The sequence below is a fragment of the Martelella lutilitoris genome, assembly GCF_005924265.1.
GTDB classification, from domain to species: domain Bacteria; phylum Pseudomonadota; class Alphaproteobacteria; order Rhizobiales; family Rhizobiaceae; genus Martelella; species Martelella lutilitoris.
Window position 1 is genome coordinate 75,445 of the sequence record NZ_VCLB01000003.1, and the last position, 14,723, is coordinate 90,167.

At 61.1% G+C, this 14,723-nt stretch carries 18 protein-coding genes; 3 read left to right on the plus strand and 15 right to left on the minus strand.

Annotated elements, in window-relative coordinates; all coding sequences use genetic code 11:
- Window positions 1-4: 4 nt before the first annotated feature.
- From FF124_RS05430 to purU, 6 genes are all read right to left on the minus strand, one after another.
- Window positions 5-817: an aldo/keto reductase gene (locus FF124_RS05430; protein WP_138747487.1), complete on the minus strand. Its 813-nt coding sequence runs from the start codon at window positions 815-817 to the stop codon at window positions 5-7.
- Between the two features lie 35 nt (window positions 818-852).
- Window positions 853-1,869: an aldo/keto reductase gene (locus FF124_RS05435; RefSeq protein ID WP_210237442.1), complete on the minus strand. Its 1,017-nt coding sequence runs from the start codon at window positions 1,867-1,869 to the stop codon at window positions 853-855.
- A gap of 117 nt (window positions 1,870-1,986) precedes the next feature.
- A complete protein-coding gene (locus FF124_RS05440) occupies window positions 1,987-2,403 on the minus strand; it encodes a hypothetical protein (protein WP_138747488.1) in 417 nt (138 codons plus the stop codon).
- Window positions 2,404-2,406: 3 nt separating this feature from the next.
- Window positions 2,407-2,736, minus strand: a complete 330-nt coding sequence (locus FF124_RS05445) for an ElaB/YgaM/YqjD family protein (RefSeq protein ID WP_138747489.1) — start codon at window positions 2,734-2,736, stop codon at window positions 2,407-2,409.
- A gap of 192 nt (window positions 2,737-2,928) precedes the next feature.
- On the minus strand, window positions 2,929-3,138 hold the full coding sequence (locus tag FF124_RS05450) for a hypothetical protein (protein ID WP_187326823.1): 210 nt from the start codon (window positions 3,136-3,138) through the stop codon (window positions 2,929-2,931).
- Between the two features lie 445 nt (window positions 3,139-3,583).
- Window positions 3,584-4,468 carry a formyltetrahydrofolate deformylase gene (gene purU, locus FF124_RS05455; protein ID WP_138747490.1) on the minus strand — a complete coding sequence of 295 codons (885 nt, stop codon included), beginning with the start codon at window positions 4,466-4,468 and terminating at the stop codon, window positions 3,584-3,586.
- Between the two features lie 463 nt (window positions 4,469-4,931).
- Between purU and cel5A the strand changes: the two genes are divergently transcribed.
- On the plus strand, window positions 4,932-5,906 hold the full coding sequence (gene cel5A, locus FF124_RS05460) for an endoglucanase Cel5A (RefSeq protein WP_246072197.1): 975 nt from the start codon (window positions 4,932-4,934) through the stop codon (window positions 5,904-5,906).
- 3 nt (window positions 5,907-5,909) lie between these two features.
- Here cel5A and epmA read toward each other — a convergent pair whose 3' ends face one another.
- The gene (gene epmA / locus FF124_RS05465) at window positions 5,910-6,971 is read right to left on the minus strand and encodes an EF-P lysine aminoacylase EpmA (protein WP_138747492.1); all 1,062 of its coding nucleotides are present in this window, start codon (window positions 6,969-6,971) and stop codon (window positions 5,910-5,912) included.
- A gap of 146 nt (window positions 6,972-7,117) precedes the next feature.
- On the opposite strand from epmA, the gene efp reads away from it, so the two are divergent.
- Entirely contained in the window at window positions 7,118-7,687 is a 570-nt protein-coding gene (gene efp, locus FF124_RS05470; protein ID WP_138747493.1) for an elongation factor P, read from the plus strand.
- 59 nt (window positions 7,688-7,746) lie between these two features.
- Here efp and FF124_RS05475 read toward each other — a convergent pair whose 3' ends face one another.
- On the minus strand, window positions 7,747-9,231 hold the full coding sequence (locus FF124_RS05475) for an NAD-dependent succinate-semialdehyde dehydrogenase (RefSeq protein WP_138747494.1): 1,485 nt from the start codon (window positions 9,229-9,231) through the stop codon (window positions 7,747-7,749).
- A 293-nt stretch (window positions 9,232-9,524) separates the two neighbouring features.
- Between FF124_RS05475 and FF124_RS05480 the strand changes: the two genes are divergently transcribed.
- Entirely contained in the window at window positions 9,525-9,767 is a 243-nt protein-coding gene (locus tag FF124_RS05480; protein ID WP_138747495.1) for an Lrp/AsnC family transcriptional regulator, read from the plus strand.
- A gap of 41 nt (window positions 9,768-9,808) precedes the next feature.
- On the opposite strand, the gene FF124_RS05485 is transcribed toward FF124_RS05480, so the two are convergent.
- From FF124_RS05485 to FF124_RS05515, 7 genes are all read right to left on the minus strand, one after another.
- Window positions 9,809-10,708, minus strand: coding sequence for a bifunctional methylenetetrahydrofolate dehydrogenase/methenyltetrahydrofolate cyclohydrolase (locus FF124_RS05485; RefSeq protein ID WP_138747496.1), 900 nt, complete (start codon window positions 10,706-10,708; stop codon window positions 9,809-9,811).
- A gap of 111 nt (window positions 10,709-10,819) precedes the next feature.
- Complete coding sequence (locus FF124_RS05490; RefSeq protein WP_024706029.1) at window positions 10,820-11,305, minus strand: F0F1 ATP synthase subunit B; 486 nt, start codon at window positions 11,303-11,305, stop codon at window positions 10,820-10,822.
- A gap of 2 nt (window positions 11,306-11,307) precedes the next feature.
- Window positions 11,308-11,889: a F0F1 ATP synthase subunit B gene (locus tag FF124_RS05495; protein WP_138747497.1), complete on the minus strand. Its 582-nt coding sequence runs from the start codon at window positions 11,887-11,889 to the stop codon at window positions 11,308-11,310.
- An 80-nt stretch (window positions 11,890-11,969) separates the two neighbouring features.
- Window positions 11,970-12,197 (minus strand): F0F1 ATP synthase subunit C, encoded by a 228-nt coding sequence (locus FF124_RS05500; RefSeq protein WP_018063478.1) that lies wholly within the window; start codon window positions 12,195-12,197, stop codon window positions 11,970-11,972.
- A gap of 87 nt (window positions 12,198-12,284) precedes the next feature.
- On the minus strand, window positions 12,285-13,037 hold the full coding sequence (locus FF124_RS05505) for a F0F1 ATP synthase subunit A (protein ID WP_138747498.1): 753 nt from the start codon (window positions 13,035-13,037) through the stop codon (window positions 12,285-12,287).
- A gap of 64 nt (window positions 13,038-13,101) precedes the next feature.
- On the minus strand, window positions 13,102-13,446 hold the full coding sequence (locus FF124_RS05510; RefSeq protein WP_138747499.1) for an AtpZ/AtpI family protein: 345 nt from the start codon (window positions 13,444-13,446) through the stop codon (window positions 13,102-13,104).
- A gap of 178 nt (window positions 13,447-13,624) precedes the next feature.
- Window positions 13,625-14,602 (minus strand): magnesium transporter CorA family protein, encoded by a 978-nt coding sequence (locus tag FF124_RS05515; RefSeq protein ID WP_138747500.1) that lies wholly within the window; start codon window positions 14,600-14,602, stop codon window positions 13,625-13,627.
- Window positions 14,603-14,723: the final 121 nt, after the last annotated feature.

The window sequence follows — 14,723 nt, forward strand, 5'->3', positions numbered from 1 at the left end:
TCGCTCAGTCCCAGTCCGGCGCCCATTCCGGGTCGATCAGCCGTTCGCCCTTGTCGAGGGCTCTCAAACGTCCGATTTCATCCTGCGAGAGTTCGATATCGGCTGCCGCGAGGTTCGACTTCACCCGTTGCGGCTTGCTCGAGGTCGGGATCACCACATGGCCTTCCGCCATCAGGAAAGCGAGTGCAATCTCGCCTTCGGACACGCCATGGGCCGCGCCGATTGCCTTAAGTGTCGGTTCTCCCGCAATCTTGCCCTGCGCCAGAGGAGAATAGGCGGTGAAGGCGATGCCATGGCTGTCGCAATAATCGGCAACCAGCCGGTTCTGGTGGAAGACATGGCATTCGACCTGATTGGCTGCGATCTTCCGATCGCCGAGCAACCCGGCAGCCCTGTCCATAAGCCCGCGGGTGAAATTGGAAACGCCGATCCGTTTGGCAAGGCCGGCATCATGCACGTCGGCCAGTCGGCCGATATAGTCCTCGAATGCCGGCCCGTCGGCGCGACCCGGCCAGTGCAACAGAAGGAGATCAATTTCCGCGCCGCCGAGCTTTTCGAAGCTCTCCTCGACGCTCTTTCGGAAAGCATCCTCGCCGTAATTGTCGATCCACACCTTGGTCGTCACGAAAATCTCGTCCCGGCTCAGACCGCAATCGGCAAGCGCGCGGCCAACCTCGGCCTCATTGCCATAGGCCTGGGCCGTATCGATATGGCGATAGCCCGCCTCCAGGGCTGCAAGCACCGTCCTGTAGGCCTCGTCGCCGCGTCTCTTCCATGTGCCGAAGCCAATCTGGGGAATGCCGTTGATGGTTTTCATGTTTTCGTCTCCAGACTTCTGTGCGTCGCGGCGGCTCAGGGGCGTTTGGGCCCGCTGCCGGCGCCGGTCTTCTCGATCGCAGCGGCGATCGCGTCGAGGTCGTCATCATCAAGTTCCAGGCTGGCGGCGGCAACCCAGCCATCGATCTGCTCGGGCTTGCGCGCGCCGACAATCGCCCCGGTCAAACCTGGCCAGGCCAGAACCCAGGCAATGGCAATGGCCGCCTGGCTGACGCCGTGGCGCTCGGCCGCCGGCTTCAGCGCTTCGGCCAGCGCCAGATTGGCCTCAAGCGCCTCGCCATTGAAATTTCCGCTGTTCTTGCGCCAGTCGTCATCGGGCAGCGCGGCAGCACGCTCCTTGGAGAAGCGCCCCGTCAAAAGGCCGGCCTGCATCGGGCTGTAGCAGATCACGCCGGTGTCGTTGGCGCGCGCCCAGGGCAGAAGCTCCGCCGCCGTATCACGGCGGATCGCCGAAAAGGGCGGCTGCAGCGTATCGACATGACCGATCGCCTCGGCCTCTTCGAGCTGGTCTATGCCGTGGTTGGAAAGGCCGATTGCCCGCACCTTGCCTTCTGCCTTCAGCTCGCACATCGCGCCCCAGTATTCGGCAAGCGGCACATCGTTCGACGGCCAGTGGATCTGCATCAGGTCGATGACCTCGACGCCGAGCCGCTTCAGCGAGGCTTCCGTCTGCGCCCTCAGGCTGTCCGGATTGCCGATCCGTTTCGGCGTTTCCATCGGGTCGTCATCGTTCCAGACCATACCGCATTTCGTGAAAATATAGGGCCGTTGCGACGGCGCCATGTCGGCAATCGCCCTGCCGACGACCTCTTCCGAATGGCCGAGACCGTAAACGGACGCCGTGTCGATCCAATTTATCCCGGCATCGATCGCCCTTCGAATGGCGGCAATGGAATCGCTGTCGTCCTGCGCGCCCCATCCGGCTGCCCATCCGCCGCCTCCGACGGCCCAGGCGCCGAAACCGGCGCGGGTAATCATCATGTCGGTGGCGCCGAGTTGGCGTTTCGGCAAATCTTTTGGTGCAATTGTCATGAAAGCTCCCCCGAGAAAACCATGTCCGTTCGACGGACGCTGACGCGACCTCCCGGCGCGTTTGCCGGGAGCATCAAAAAGGCGGCCTCGCGCCGCCCGGTCCGGCCAAAGCCGGCGCTATTTCTTCTGGAAGGCCCGCGCCAGAACGAAGGCGAGCCCCGCGACCGCAGTCAGTCCGGAGATCGGCTTCTGCTTCATCATCACGGGAACAACGCCGAGGACGCCTTCAAGCATTTCCTCGGTCGCGTACTTTGCAGCGCGGTAACGCCGCCGCTCCGCGCGGTTCATCAGCATCGCATAGGCAAGCACCAAGATCGCGAGCGTCAGCGAGGCGATTGCCACGGTCAGCGCCGCGCCCAACGGGCCAAAAATCTCCGCCAGATAGATGGCGAGCGCTATCACGCCGCTCACATAGGCGGACATGAACAGAAACAGCAGGACGACGACCAGAACCGCATTCCGCTTGGCTGAACGCACGACCATGCGGCCATCAATTGCCATGATGGCCGCCGCCAGGGAGATGAACCGATCCATGCCTTAACGCCGCGTCAGCAGCGCGGCCAGGAAGCCGAAACCGGCAGCCATCAGGATGGACTGCAGCGGACGGCTGCGGATGTGATCCTCGATATCTTCTTCGATCGACATCGCTTCCTCGCGCGCCCGGTCGTAGGCCTCCTGGCCTTTCTTGGTCGCGTCATCGCGGAATTTTTCGGCGCGTGCCCGTGCGTCGGAGGCCTTTTCATTGCCAAGTGAGCCGATCAGCTTCGTCAGGCCGGCAATATCCTCGCGCAGTTGGTCGATCTGCGCCTGGATGTCGGCCTCGGTCGTCTTGCCAGCCTGTCCACCGGTGCTTTTGCTTTCTGCCATATTGGATCTCCCAAATTTGAGTTCGGCCACTGCACTCACCAACGCGCAAGCGTCCTGTTTGTTCCGGCATGCCGACGCCGATTTTCCGGCGCGAAACCGAAATGAATGCCGCGTGCCGACAGGCGAAGTTTACGCCCGGCATGAGGCCGGCACAATAGATATCAAGGCGCGGGACGCAAGCCGCGCGACCGATTAGCCGGCAGCAGCCACCCGGGCAGGATCATCGCCCGACCAGCGCGAGAGATGCTCCCGGATTGCGGCGCGCAATTCTTCCATTGTGGCATAAAGACCGCCATCCAGCGCGTGGACGTGAAACTTGACGGCGACAAACCTCAGCCGTCCGTTTTCGGGAACAACGATCCCGACCGGCTGACCACCGAATTCAACCATCTGCTTTTTCATGATCATCAACTCCGGCCTGCAAATGACCGGCCAATTTGTTTCAACCCTGATGTGCGACCCGAATGGCCCTGGCGCTCGTGCGACAGCATCGGAGTACACCCGTCGCGTATCCGGCTTCGTTCATGTTTGTTGTTTTCAGCGCCTCGAAAGACATTGAACGCTCCCGCATTGCGAAGGGTTGGACAAGATTGCGATGGAACAGGTTTTACCCGAAAACCCGAATCAAAACCAAGCTTATATTTTGTTCATATCGTCGAAATTCTTCAAAAACATGTCAAAACGCTGGCGATGACGAAAAATGAATGCTCTTCCGTCGGGACCGCGGCAGGCAGCTTTCCTCTAGATAGAGAGGTCGGCGCAACAGACAAGAGGGGCGGCCCGAAAATTCGAGCGCCCCTCAAGAATACAACCTTTGACTGCAGAAAACAGACGGAAAGGACTGTGATCAGCCCATCCGTTCCGACGCGTAGGAGCCGGCTGACGGCGGAAAGACAACCGTGCGGTTGCCGTTGACGAATACGCGGTGGTGAATATGGGCATGGATGGCGCGCGCCAGCACCAGCGCCTCGACATCGCGGCCGAGCGCGACATAGTCCTGCGGGCTTTGCGCGTGGGTGATGCGCACCGTCTCCTGCTCGATGATCGGGCCTTCGTCGAGATCGGCTGTGACATAATGCGCCGTCGCCCCGATCAGCTTCACGCCGCGCTGATAGGCCTGCTTGTAGGGGTTCGCGCCCTTGAAGCTTGGCAGGAAGGAATGATGGATATTGATCACCTGCCCGGCCATCTTGCGGCACAGATCGTCGGAGAGGACCTGCATGTAGCGCGCCAGCACCACCAATTCGGCCTCCGTCTGGTCGATGAGTTCGAAAAGCCGCGCCTCGGCGGCGGGCTTCGTCTCCTTCGTCACCGGAATGTGGTAGAAGGGGATGTCATGATTGACGACGAGCTTCTGGTAGTCGAGGTGGTTCGACACCACGCCGACAATGTCGATCGGCAGTGCGCCGATGCGCCAGCGGTAGAGAAGGTCGTTGAGGCAATGGCCGAAGCGCGAGACCATGATCAGCGTCTTCAACCGGTATTCGCCGTCATGGAAATTGTAGTCCATGTCGAAGGGCGCGGCGATCGCGGCAAAACCGTCCCTCAACGCTTCAAGCCCGGTTCCGGTCTCGGAGATGAAGCTGATCCTGATGAAGAAGCGACCGGTCTCCAGATCATCGAACTGGGAACTGTCGATGATGTTGCAGCCCTCCGCCGCCAGATAGCCGGAAATCGCCGCGACAATGCCGCGCGTTGAAGGGCATGTTACCGTGAGCACGAAGTCTTTCATTGTCGTTTCCCGTTCAGTGAGCGCCGGCCGCCGCCCGTTCAGGCAGCCGACCGGTCATAAAGGCTGGCGGGTGCGCTTTCAACCGCCCGATGAGCCATCAGACTATGTCGCGGCGGTCTCTGCTGTAGCATCCACGACTCAAAGATGCGGATTGCCGCCAATCGCGCCTCTCCGTTTGTTTTCATCCGCCGGACCGCACACTATCGTTACCGGCAAAGAGGGCGGCTTGACTTCAGCGGGCCCACACGCGCTATAGTCCGATAATAGCTGTCATAACAGGGGCCGACCCGCCCGAAGGCGGAATGGATGATTGGAGTATCAGTATATGCGTCGCTTGAGGGGATCCGCGCCATGCCAGTCTTTTATGACAAAGTTCAAGTCGCGGCTGTCGACCGCAGCCATCGCAGCGACGGCCTTGTCCCTGGCAATGTCATCAACTGCCCTTGCCGCGCAGAACTGTGAAATGACGCTGCACGGGATCAACGTCGCCGGCGCCGAATTCGGCAAGCCCGGAGACCCTTACGGCCAGGGCTATATCTACCCTTCCGAGGACACGATCGACTCGCTTGCCAAGGACAAGTTCAATGCCATCCGCCTGCCCTTTCTCTGGGAAAGGCTCCAGCCCTCTTTGAACGGGGTTTTCGACCCGGCGGAAATGGCGCGTATCCAGGCAACGGTCTCCGACGCCCGCGACAACAACATGGTCGTCATCCTCGATCCGCACAATTATGCGCGCTATCGCGGCCAGGTGATCGGAAGCCCGGATGTTCCGGTCGACGCCTTCGCAGATTTCTGGAAGCGGCTCTCGGCCGTCTTCGCCAATGACGATGATATCATCTTCGGCCTGATGAACGAGCCGCACGACATCGAGGCGCCGGAATGGCTGACCGCCGCCAACGCGGCGATCGCGGCGATCCGCAATATCGGAGCCGGCAACCTGATCCTCGTTCCGGGCACGGCCTGGACCGGCGCCCATAGCTGGGAACAGACCTTCTACGGCCCATCCAATGCCTCGGTGATGACCGGCGTGGTTGACCCTCAGGACTTTTTTGCCTTCGAGGTGCATCAGTATTCCGACGCCGACTATTCCGGAAAGGCGGATGACTGCAGCCATATCGACGGTGCGGTCGATGCCATCAAGAGCTTCACCGACTGGCTGAACGCCAACGACTACCAGGGATTCCTCGGCGAGTTCGGCACGTCCGACCAGATCGAATGCCTGCGCGGCCTGAAGCAGATCGTGGACATTATCCAGAACGATCAGAAGGCCTGGATCGGCTGGGCCTATTGGGCAAGCGGCGACTGGTGGCCGAAAAACGCGCCGATGATCATCCAGCCGGATCTTCGAAACGGCGGCAGCGCCCAGTTGCGCACGCTTCAGCCCGTGCTCGCCGGCAATGACATGACCCGCCATGCCTGCAACGGCGAAGGCGACTGAGCGTCACCCGGCAACAGGCGCCCAGAGCACATCCTCGATCCGGCGCGCGCCGGTTGCGAGCATCACCAGCCGGTCGAAGCCGAGCGCGATGCCGCTTGCCGGCGGCATATGTTCGAGGGCTGAGAGAAAATCCTCGTCGATCGGATAGGTCTCGTCGTAGATGCGCGCTTTCTCCGCCATATCCGCCTCGAAGCGGCGGCGCTGCTCCTTGGCGTCCGTCAGCTCGCCGAAGCCGTTGGCAAGCTCGACGCCGCAGACATAGAGCTCGAAGCGTTCGCTGACGCGCGGCTCCTCTTCGCTCTTGCGGGCGAGGGCGGCCTCCGGCGCGGGATAGGCATCGAGCAGCGTGGCGCGGCCATGGCCGAGCCTTGGTTCGATCTTTTCGACAAGCACGCGCGAAAAAAGGTCCGACCAGCTGTCATCATCGCCATATCGAAGCCCCTTGCCGCTCATCTGCCCGGCAAGGCCGTCGCGGTCGGTATCGCCATCTGCACCGATCGTGGCGAGTAGATCAATCCCGGCAAAACGCGCGAAGGCCTCGGCAACGCTCAGCCGCTCGATTTCGGCGAAGGGATCGCAATCACTCCCCCGCCAGGCGAAGCGCTCGGTTCCCGCGGCCCGTGCGGCAAGCGCCAGCAGGGCGGCGCAGTCGGTAAACAGGCGCGCATAGGGCGCGCGCGCGCGATACCATTCCACCATTGTGAATTCCGGATGATGCAGTGGACCGCGCTCGCGGTTGCGATAGACATGGGAAAAAGTGACCAGCCGTTCCTCGCCCGCCGTCAGCAGTTTCTTGGCTGCAAATTCCGGCGAGGTGTGCAGGTACATTGGCTTCGCCGCGCCGTCATTGCCGATCATTGCCGTGGAAAAACCGTGGAGATGGGTTTCGTTGCCGGGCGAGACCTGAAGCGCCGGCAGATCGGCCTCGATGAAACCCTCATCCGCAAACCAGGCCCGCATCGCACCCATGATCCGGCTGCGCGCCAGAAGCGCCGGCCGCCGGTCGCGGTGCCTGTCGGGCAGCCACCAGGGCGATGACGGAGCAGCGGCGTTTTCGTCCGGCATATTTCCTGAAGCCTTTCCTTCCCGTTCGGTGCAATCCGGCGTTTGGCACTGGAATTCAGGGCGGATTTGCGTTAGTCCCGCTCTCACGAATTCAATGGGAATGCGCGGTCTATAGATAGTCCCGGCCGCCAAAGCAAGGAAGTCTCATGGTCAAGGTCATTGCCTCATCGCTGCGCAAGGGCAATGTCGTCGATGTCGACGGCAAGCTCTATGTCGTTCTTACCGCCCAGAATTTTCACCCCGGCAAGGGCACGCCCGTGACCCAGGTGGACATGCGCCGCATTGCCGACGGCACCAAGGTTTCGGAACGCTGGAAGACGACCGAGCAGGTGGAGCGGGCCTTCGTCGAGGACACCGACCACACCTTCCTCTATAACGACGCCGAAGGGTTCCATTTCATGAACCCTCAGACCTACGACCAGCTCACCATGAGCCCGGACGATGTGGGCGATGCCGCCAACTACCTGTCGGAAGGCATGACGGTGATCCTGTCGATCCATGAGGGCGTCGCCATCGCGCTGGAGCTGCCGCGCCATGTCACGCTGGAAATCACCGAGACGGAGCCCGTGGTCAAAGGCCAGACGGCCTCGTCATCTTACAAGCCCGCGATGCTGTCAAACGGCGTGCGCACCATGGTGCCGCCGCATATCGACGCCGGCACCCGCGTGGTGATCCTCACCGAAGACGGCTCCTATGTGGAGCGCGCCAAGGACTGATGTCCCCTTGTTGCCGATATGAGAAAGGCGGGCACAAAGCCCGCCTTTTTTTGTTTTCGCTACGCGATGCCGCCGAGGCAGATATATTTCAGCTCGGTATAGTCATCGAGGCCATATTTGGAGCCTTCGCGGCCGAGGCCTGACTGCTTGACGCCGCCGAAGGGCGCCACCTCGGTGGAGATGAGACCCGTGTTGACGCCGACAATGCCGTATTCCAGAGCCTCGGCCACGCGGAAGATCTTCGCCACGTCCGAGGAGAAGAAGTAGGAGGCAAGGCCAAATTCGGTGTCATTCGCCATGTGGATCACATCCTCCTCGGTCTCGAACCGGAACAACGGCGCGACCGGCCCGAAGGTCTCTTCGCGCGCGCATTTCATCTCCGGCGTCACGCCGGTCAGCACCGTCGGCTGGAAGAACAGGCCGCCCTTTTCGTGACGCCCGCCGCCGAGCGTGATCTCAGCGCCCTTCGAAACGGCGTCCTGAATGTGATCCTGCACCTTCTCGACGGCATTCTCGTCGATCATCGGGCCGATATCCATGCCTTCGGCCATGCCGTCTCCGACCTTCAGACCCGCCACCCGTTTGGCCAGCTTTTCAGCGAAGGCGTCATAAACGCCGGACTGCACATAAAGACGGTTGGCGCACACGCAGGTCTGCCCGGCATTGCGGTATTTGGAGGCAATCGCGCCTTCGACGGCGGCATCGAGATCGGCGTCGTCGAACACCATGAAGGGGGCATTGCCGCCAAGCTCCAGCCCGAGCTTCTTGATCTGGTCGGCGCCCTGGCGCATCAGGATCCGCCCGACCTCGGTCGAGCCGGTGAAGGTCACCTTGCGCACGCGGTCATCCTCGCTAAAGGCCTTGCCGACCATCGAGGAAGAGGTGGCCGTGACCACTGAGAACAGGCCCGCCGGCAGCCCGGCCTGCTCGGCAAGATAGGCCAAAGCGAGAGCGGAAAGCGGCGTCAGCTGCGCCGGCTTGGAAATGATCGAGCAGCCAGCGGCGAGCGCCGGGGCCATCTTGCGCGCAAGCATCGCATTCGGAAAATTCCACGGCGTGATCGCGCCCACGACGCCGACCGGCTGGCGGATGACCATGATGCGCTTGTCGGCCTGGTGGCCGGGAATGATATCGCCATAGGCGCGCTTGGCCTCCTCGCCGAACCACTCGACATAGGCCGCGCCATAGAGGATCTCGCCGCGCGCCTCAGCCCAGGGCTTGCCCATCTCGACGGTGAGGATCGTTGCCAGGTCATCGGCATTGGCGACCATCAGGTCGTAGAGCTTGCGCAGCATCGCCGCGCGCTCCTTGCCGGTCTTTTTCGCCCAGCTCTTCTGCGCCTCGTGCGCGGCTGTGATTGCCCTGTCGACATCCTCCCTGCCGCAATCCGGAAGGGTCGCGATCACCTCCCCAGTTGCCGGATTGGTGACGTTGAAGGTCTTGCCGCCGGTTGCGGCCTCCGTCCATTTTCCGGCGATGAAAGCGCCGGAACGGGCAAGCGTCTTGTCCGTGAGGCGGCTGGTAAGCAGTTCCGATATGGCCATGGGTCGTCTCCCTGTTTTCTCTTTTCCTCAACGCCGAACCCGGCGGTCATTGTTCCGGCTCTTCCGGCAAAAGCTCTTGCTTCGACATCTTAACCGAAACAGATGCCTCCGCCTTCCTGTAATGCGTAGAACAGTTATTTAATTATATATATCGGAATATTGTATCAACATAGTAAATTTATAGATGTTGATCATTTGCGGAGCCTTCAAATTTCCGCTAGATGACATCTGTTTCAACAGCCGCGGTCGTGGCTTCTTGCCGCCCGTGCGGGTGACCCCTGTCAGGATAAACCATGCAGACCATTTTCGTGCAGTTCAAATGCCATCCCGGCCAGGCCTATGACGTTGCCGACGTTGTCGTGCGCACGCTTGAGGAGACCTCGGAAATCTACTCGACCTCCGGCCACTACGACCTCCTCGCCAAGTTCTACCTTCCGGCCGAGGTCGATATCGGGCACTTTGTGACGAACCAGCTGCAAACGATCGACGGGGTAAAGGACACTTTCACCCTCGTCACCTTCAAGGCGTTCAGCTAAAAATCAGCGCCAGGCCTCTTCCGGCCTCCGCCGGAAAGCCTTCAAAAACGCGGCGCCTCAAGACCGGCCGCGCGATAGGCGGCGATCACGGTATTGGCCATCAACATGGTGATCGTCATCGGCCCGACGCCGCCGGGAACGGGCGTGATCGCGCCGGCGACGGGTTCGCAGGCGGCGAAATCGACATCGCCGAGGAGGCGTGTCTTGCCCTCGCCGCGCTCGGGCGCCGGGACGCGGGTGATGCCGACATCGATAACCGTGGCACCGGGCTTCACCCAATCGGCCTTGACCATTTCCGCCCTGCCCGTGGCCGCCACCAGAATATCGGCGCTGCGGCAAACGGTCGCCAGATCGGCGGTGCGGGAATGGGCCATGGTGACGGTGGCGTTCGCCTGCAGCAAAAGCCTCCCCATGGGCTTGCCGAACAGGTTCGAGCGGCCGACGACGACGGCATTTAGGCCAGAGAGGTCATCGCCGTGGATCGAGCGTACGAGGATCATAGCCCCGGCGGGCGTGCAGGAAATCAGGCCGGTCTTCAGATCGCCCACGGCAAGCTTGCCGGCATTGACGATCGATAGCCCGTCGACGTCCTTTTCCGGGCGGATCATCTGGATCACCGGAAACTCGTCAAGATGGCCGGGCAACGGAAGCTGCACGAGAATGCCGTGGATCGCAGGATCGGCATTGAGTTCGCCGACGACCCTTTCAAGCTCTTCCTGGCTGGTATCGGCATCAAGCGTCACCTGTACCGAATGAAAGCCGCATTCCTTGGCGCGCTTGCCCTTGGCCGTCACATAGGTATGGCTGGCCGCATCATCGCCGACGATCACGACCGCCAGCCCCGGCACCACGCCCTTGGCGCGTTTCAGTTCGGCCGTGGCCGTCTTGACCGTCTCGATCACCCCTGCGGCAATCGCCTTGCCGTCAATGCGTTCTGCCATTTGTTCACTCCCGGAAAGTCAATGCCAACGCCCTCGTCTGGGCCCTGAAAACAAAAACGGCAAGCGCCGCAGCGCTTGCCGATATTCTTCTTCAAAAAGGCATCTGCGCCCTCAGTTGAGCCGTGTCTTGACCGAATCGACGGACTTCGAAAACAGCTTCGACTGAACGGCAGGCGTTGCCTTCTTTTCCAGAACGATGCGGGCCGCTTCAACGGCAACATCGACTGCAGCGCCACGCACGGCCTCGATGGCATCATGCTCGGCCTGGCGGATCTTCTGCTCGGAAAAGGCGGTGCGGCGCTCGACATATTCTTCCGTCTTGCGGCGCGCCTCTTCCTTGATCGCCTGGGCTTCGCGTTCGGCAGCGGCGACGATATCCTTGGCTTCTTCCTCGGCCTCGCGGCGCTTGCGCTGGTAGTCGGCCAAGACGTGCTGGGCCTCCTCGCGCAGACGCTTGGCTTCCGCCAGTTCGTCGCGAATCTCATCCGCGCGCGAATCGAGCGAGCGCAGCATGATGCCGGGGACCTTGAAATAGGCCACGACGATGAAGAACAGGATCAGGCCGACAAAGGCATAAAATGTCGCGTCAAGTGCCATGATCAGCCCTCCTTGGCCGATGAAACGGCCGCTTCCACGTCGCCCTTGGCCACGCGCCCGCCAATGAGGTGGGTCACGATCTGGGCGGCGGTGTCTTCGGCAATGGTCCCGACCTCGGCCAGAGCTTCGGAGCGAACCTTCTCGATCCGGGCATTGGCTTCGGAAAGCTTCTTGCCAAGCTCGGCTTCAAGCTCGGCCCGTTCGGCCTCGGCTTCGGCGCGCGCCTTTTCGGCGGCAGCCGCCGAAATCGAACGCGCTTCATCACGCGCCCGGGCCAATTCCTTTTCATAAGCGGCAATCGCGGCATCGGCCTCGTTGCGCAGCCTTTCGGCTTCGTCCAGGTCCTGGGCGATCCGGTCATGCCGATCTTCCAGGATGGAGCCGACGCGCGGAACGATCACCCTCTTCATCACCAGATAGAAGATGCCGAACGTAATGGCCAGCCACAGGATCTGCGACGGAAAGGTCACAAAATCAAATGGCGGGAACACCTGTTCTTCGTGATGCTCGAGTTCGGCCAGCGTGGTCTCGGTATGCGCTTCCGCGCCTTCCGATGTCTGCGCCAGAGCCGGTGTCACAATCATGCTCGCCTCCAGAGGTCTTCGATAACGATGTCACGGCGTTCTAACCAAACGCCGTGACCAAAACGTCAGACCGTTTAAACTTAAACGGCGAAGAGCAGGAGAAGAGCGACGAGCAGCGAGAAGATGCCGAGCGCTTCGGTCACGGCGAAGCCGAAGACCAGGCGGCCGAACTGGCTGTCGGCTGCAGAGGGGTTACGCAGGGCGCCGGTGAGGTAGTCACCGAAGATGCGGCCCAGACCCATGGAGGTTGCACCCATGCCGAGGCATGCAATACCGGCACCAATGAACTTTGCTGCTTCCGCTTCCATAAAAGAACTCCTTCGAAAGAATGGGTTGTTGCGGCTTAATAGCGATGCCGGTCCGCGCTGTCCAGCCGGACCGACAGAGTTTATTCCCTAGTGATCGCCTGCGTTGACGGCATCGTTAAGATACATGCAGGTCAGGACTGCAAACACATAGGCCTGCAGGAAGGCCACCAGGAATTCCAGCGCCGTCAGAGCGACGGTCATGGCCAGAGGCAGGATAGCGCCCCCGGTTCCGATCGTGCCGATCGCGCTCAGCGAGACGACGAAGCCGGCAAAAACCTTGAGCGTGATGTGGCCGGCCAGCATATTGGCAAAAAGACGAACCGACAGGCTGATGGGTCGCGAGAGAAACGAAACGATCTCGATCATCGTCACCAGCGGCAGCAGGGCAGCGGGCACACCGGACGGCACAAACACCTTGAAGAAGCCGAAGCCGTGCTTGTAGACGCCGTAGCCGACCACCACGCTCATCACCAGAATGGCAAGGGCGAAGGTCACCACGATCTGGCTGGTCACGGAGAAGAAATAGGGGAACATGCCGATCAGATTGGCCGTCAGCAGGAACAGGAAGAGCGTCAGTACGAAGGGGAAGAACACCATGCCCTTCGTTCCAGCCCCCTCCCTCAGCATCGAGGCCACGAATTCGTAGAGCAGTTCCGCGATCGACTGGGTGCGCGAGGGAATCAGACCGCGCTTGGACGTCGCCAGATACATGAATCCGGCGGCAGCGGCCACCGTGACCGCCATGAACAGCGATGCATTGGTGAAGGAAAAGTCCAGTCCGCCGACATTGATCGGTACGATGTTGTGGATCTGAAACTGATGGGTCGGATCGTTTGACACCTGTGCTCTCTCTTCTCACCTTGCGCGCGCCCGCTTGGGGCGGCCATGCGCGCAGAACCAAACTCTATTTCCCGTCTTTCTTAAGACGGTCTTCCGGCTCAGCCACATAACCGACGGAGCGCAACACATTCAAGACCCCGGCGCCAAAACCGAGAAGCAGAAAGCCGATCATGCCCCAGGGGCCGGTTCCGGCAAACTTGTCGAGGAGAAAACCGATCATGAAACCGACGAAAATGGCGGCCATGAATTCGCTCGAAAGCTTCAGGCCCTTCGACATCTCGCGACGGTCATTGGCGGATGTCTCCGCCTTCTTCCCGTTTTCTCCACCCTGCCCTTTCCGCAGCGCGCCAAGTTCATTGGCCAACCGCTTGCGGCGTTCTTCCAAGTCCTCCTGCCCGTCCTCAGCCATCAAATCCGCTTTCCTGGAAAATCTGCCCTGGCCGAAATGGCCTCGGCGGACGTTTCAGCAATGCGATAAAGCCTTTGGGACCCCCCGGTCAAGTCGCGCGCACCATAGTTTTCACGGCCATGCTAGTCAAGCTTCCACGCAACCGCAATCGCGCAACAGGATTTGTTCGACCAAAGCCCTAGAACCAGCCGCGCGAGCGCAGCCAGTAGATGGCGAGAATGCCGGTCATGAGCATGGCCACGATGGCGGCCGGATAGCCGTATGCCCAATGCAATTCGGGCATGCGGTCAAAGTTCATGCCGTAAATGCCGGCAATCAGCATCGGTGGCGCGAAGACCACGGAAACCACGGAGAACAGCTTCATGATGTTGTTCTGTTCGAGGTTGACGAGACCGAGCGACGAATCGAGCAGGAAGGAAATGTTGGAAGAGACGAAACTCGCATGTTCCGACAAGGACTGGATGTCGTGGGCGACGATGCGGCAGAGGTCCTTGGTCGGCTTGTCGTCACGCACGCGGCCGAGCGCCTGCACATAGGTGGAAAGCCGCGCCAGCGTGATCAGGCTGTCGCGCGTCTTGCTGACAAGCCGGTGATAGGTCGAAATCTCGATCAGCCGCTCCTCGAGCTCGGCCGGCGGGCGGCGGCGTCCGCGCACCCCCTCGCCGAAGACGGCAATCGAGATATTGTCGATCTTTGCGACCGCCAGTTCCAGTATCTCGGCCGTGCGGTCGACAATGGTGTCGAGCAGGTGGGCCAGAACCCGCGCGCCCTGCCCTGGCCCGATATCGAGCCGCTTCAGATCGGCGGCGAAGAGAAAGAACGGCTTCGGCTCGGCATGACGGATGGTCACGAGCCGGCCTTCAGCAAGGATGAAGCCGACATCGGTGAGCTGCGCCAGGCCGAAATCCACGTTCATCACGATCGAGGCGGTCATGTAGACGGCATTGCCCTCGGTGTAATAGCGGCTTGAGGGCTCGATGTTCTTCAGCGTCTCGCGGGTCGGCAGCATCACGCCCAGAAGCGTTTCCATGTGCTGCATGTCGGCCTCGGTCGGATCGAGCATGTCGATCCAAATCACGTCTTCGCCAAGCGGCTCCGCCGCGCCCGACGACGGCAAGGCCGTCTTGACACCGCCGACCCTGTAGAGATGGATCATATGAACCCCGCCTTTTGCCCTCGCGCTTGCCTCTACTGGCTACCCAAGCATAAAAGGCAGGGCAAGTGTGTTTTTTGACGCCGCGCCGCCAGGCGGCATCTTTGCCATGGCCGCAAGGGGG

Bases quoted from the DNA above. Each gene is read 5' to 3' on its own strand.
- FF124_RS05480 (WP_138747495.1), top strand. From the start codon at position 9,525: ATGCAGACCATTTTCGTGCAGTTCAAATGCCATCCCGGCCAGGCCTAT.
- FF124_RS05435 (WP_210237442.1), bottom strand. From the start codon at position 1,869: ATGACAATTGCACCAAAAGATTTGCCGAAACGCCAACTCGGCGCCACC.
- FF124_RS05495 (WP_138747497.1), bottom strand. From the start codon at position 11,889: ATGATTGTGACACCGGCTCTGGCGCAGACATCGGAAGGCGCGGAAGCG.
- FF124_RS05515 (WP_138747500.1), bottom strand. From the start codon at position 14,602: ATGATCCATCTCTACAGGGTCGGCGGTGTCAAGACGGCCTTGCCGTCG.
- FF124_RS05510 (WP_138747499.1), bottom strand. From the start codon at position 13,446: ATGGCTGAGGACGGGCAGGAGGACTTGGAAGAACGCCGCAAGCGGTTG.
- cel5A (WP_246072197.1), top strand. From the start codon at position 4,932: ATGACGCTGCACGGGATCAACGTCGCCGGCGCCGAATTCGGCAAGCCC.
- epmA (WP_138747492.1), bottom strand. From the start codon at position 6,971: ATGCCGGACGAAAACGCCGCTGCTCCGTCATCGCCCTGGTGGCTGCCC.
- FF124_RS05440 (WP_138747488.1), bottom strand. From the start codon at position 2,403: ATGGATCGGTTCATCTCCCTGGCGGCGGCCATCATGGCAATTGATGGC.
- efp (WP_138747493.1), top strand. From the start codon at position 7,118: ATGGTCAAGGTCATTGCCTCATCGCTGCGCAAGGGCAATGTCGTCGAT.
- FF124_RS05450 (WP_187326823.1), bottom strand. From the start codon at position 3,138: ATGAAAAAGCAGATGGTTGAATTCGGTGGTCAGCCGGTCGGGATCGTT.
- purU (WP_138747490.1), bottom strand. From the start codon at position 4,468: ATGAAAGACTTCGTGCTCACGGTAACATGCCCTTCAACGCGCGGCATT.
- FF124_RS05490 (WP_024706029.1), bottom strand. From the start codon at position 11,305: ATGGCACTTGACGCGACATTTTATGCCTTTGTCGGCCTGATCCTGTTC.
- FF124_RS05445 (WP_138747489.1), bottom strand. From the start codon at position 2,736: ATGGCAGAAAGCAAAAGCACCGGTGGACAGGCTGGCAAGACGACCGAG.
- FF124_RS05430 (WP_138747487.1), bottom strand. From the start codon at position 817: ATGAAAACCATCAACGGCATTCCCCAGATTGGCTTCGGCACATGGAAG.
- FF124_RS05485 (WP_138747496.1), bottom strand. From the start codon at position 10,708: ATGGCAGAACGCATTGACGGCAAGGCGATTGCCGCAGGGGTGATCGAG.
- FF124_RS05500 (WP_018063478.1), bottom strand. From the start codon at position 12,197: ATGGAAGCGGAAGCAGCAAAGTTCATTGGTGCCGGTATTGCATGCCTC.
- FF124_RS05475 (WP_138747494.1), bottom strand. From the start codon at position 9,231: ATGGCCATATCGGAACTGCTTACCAGCCGCCTCACGGACAAGACGCTT.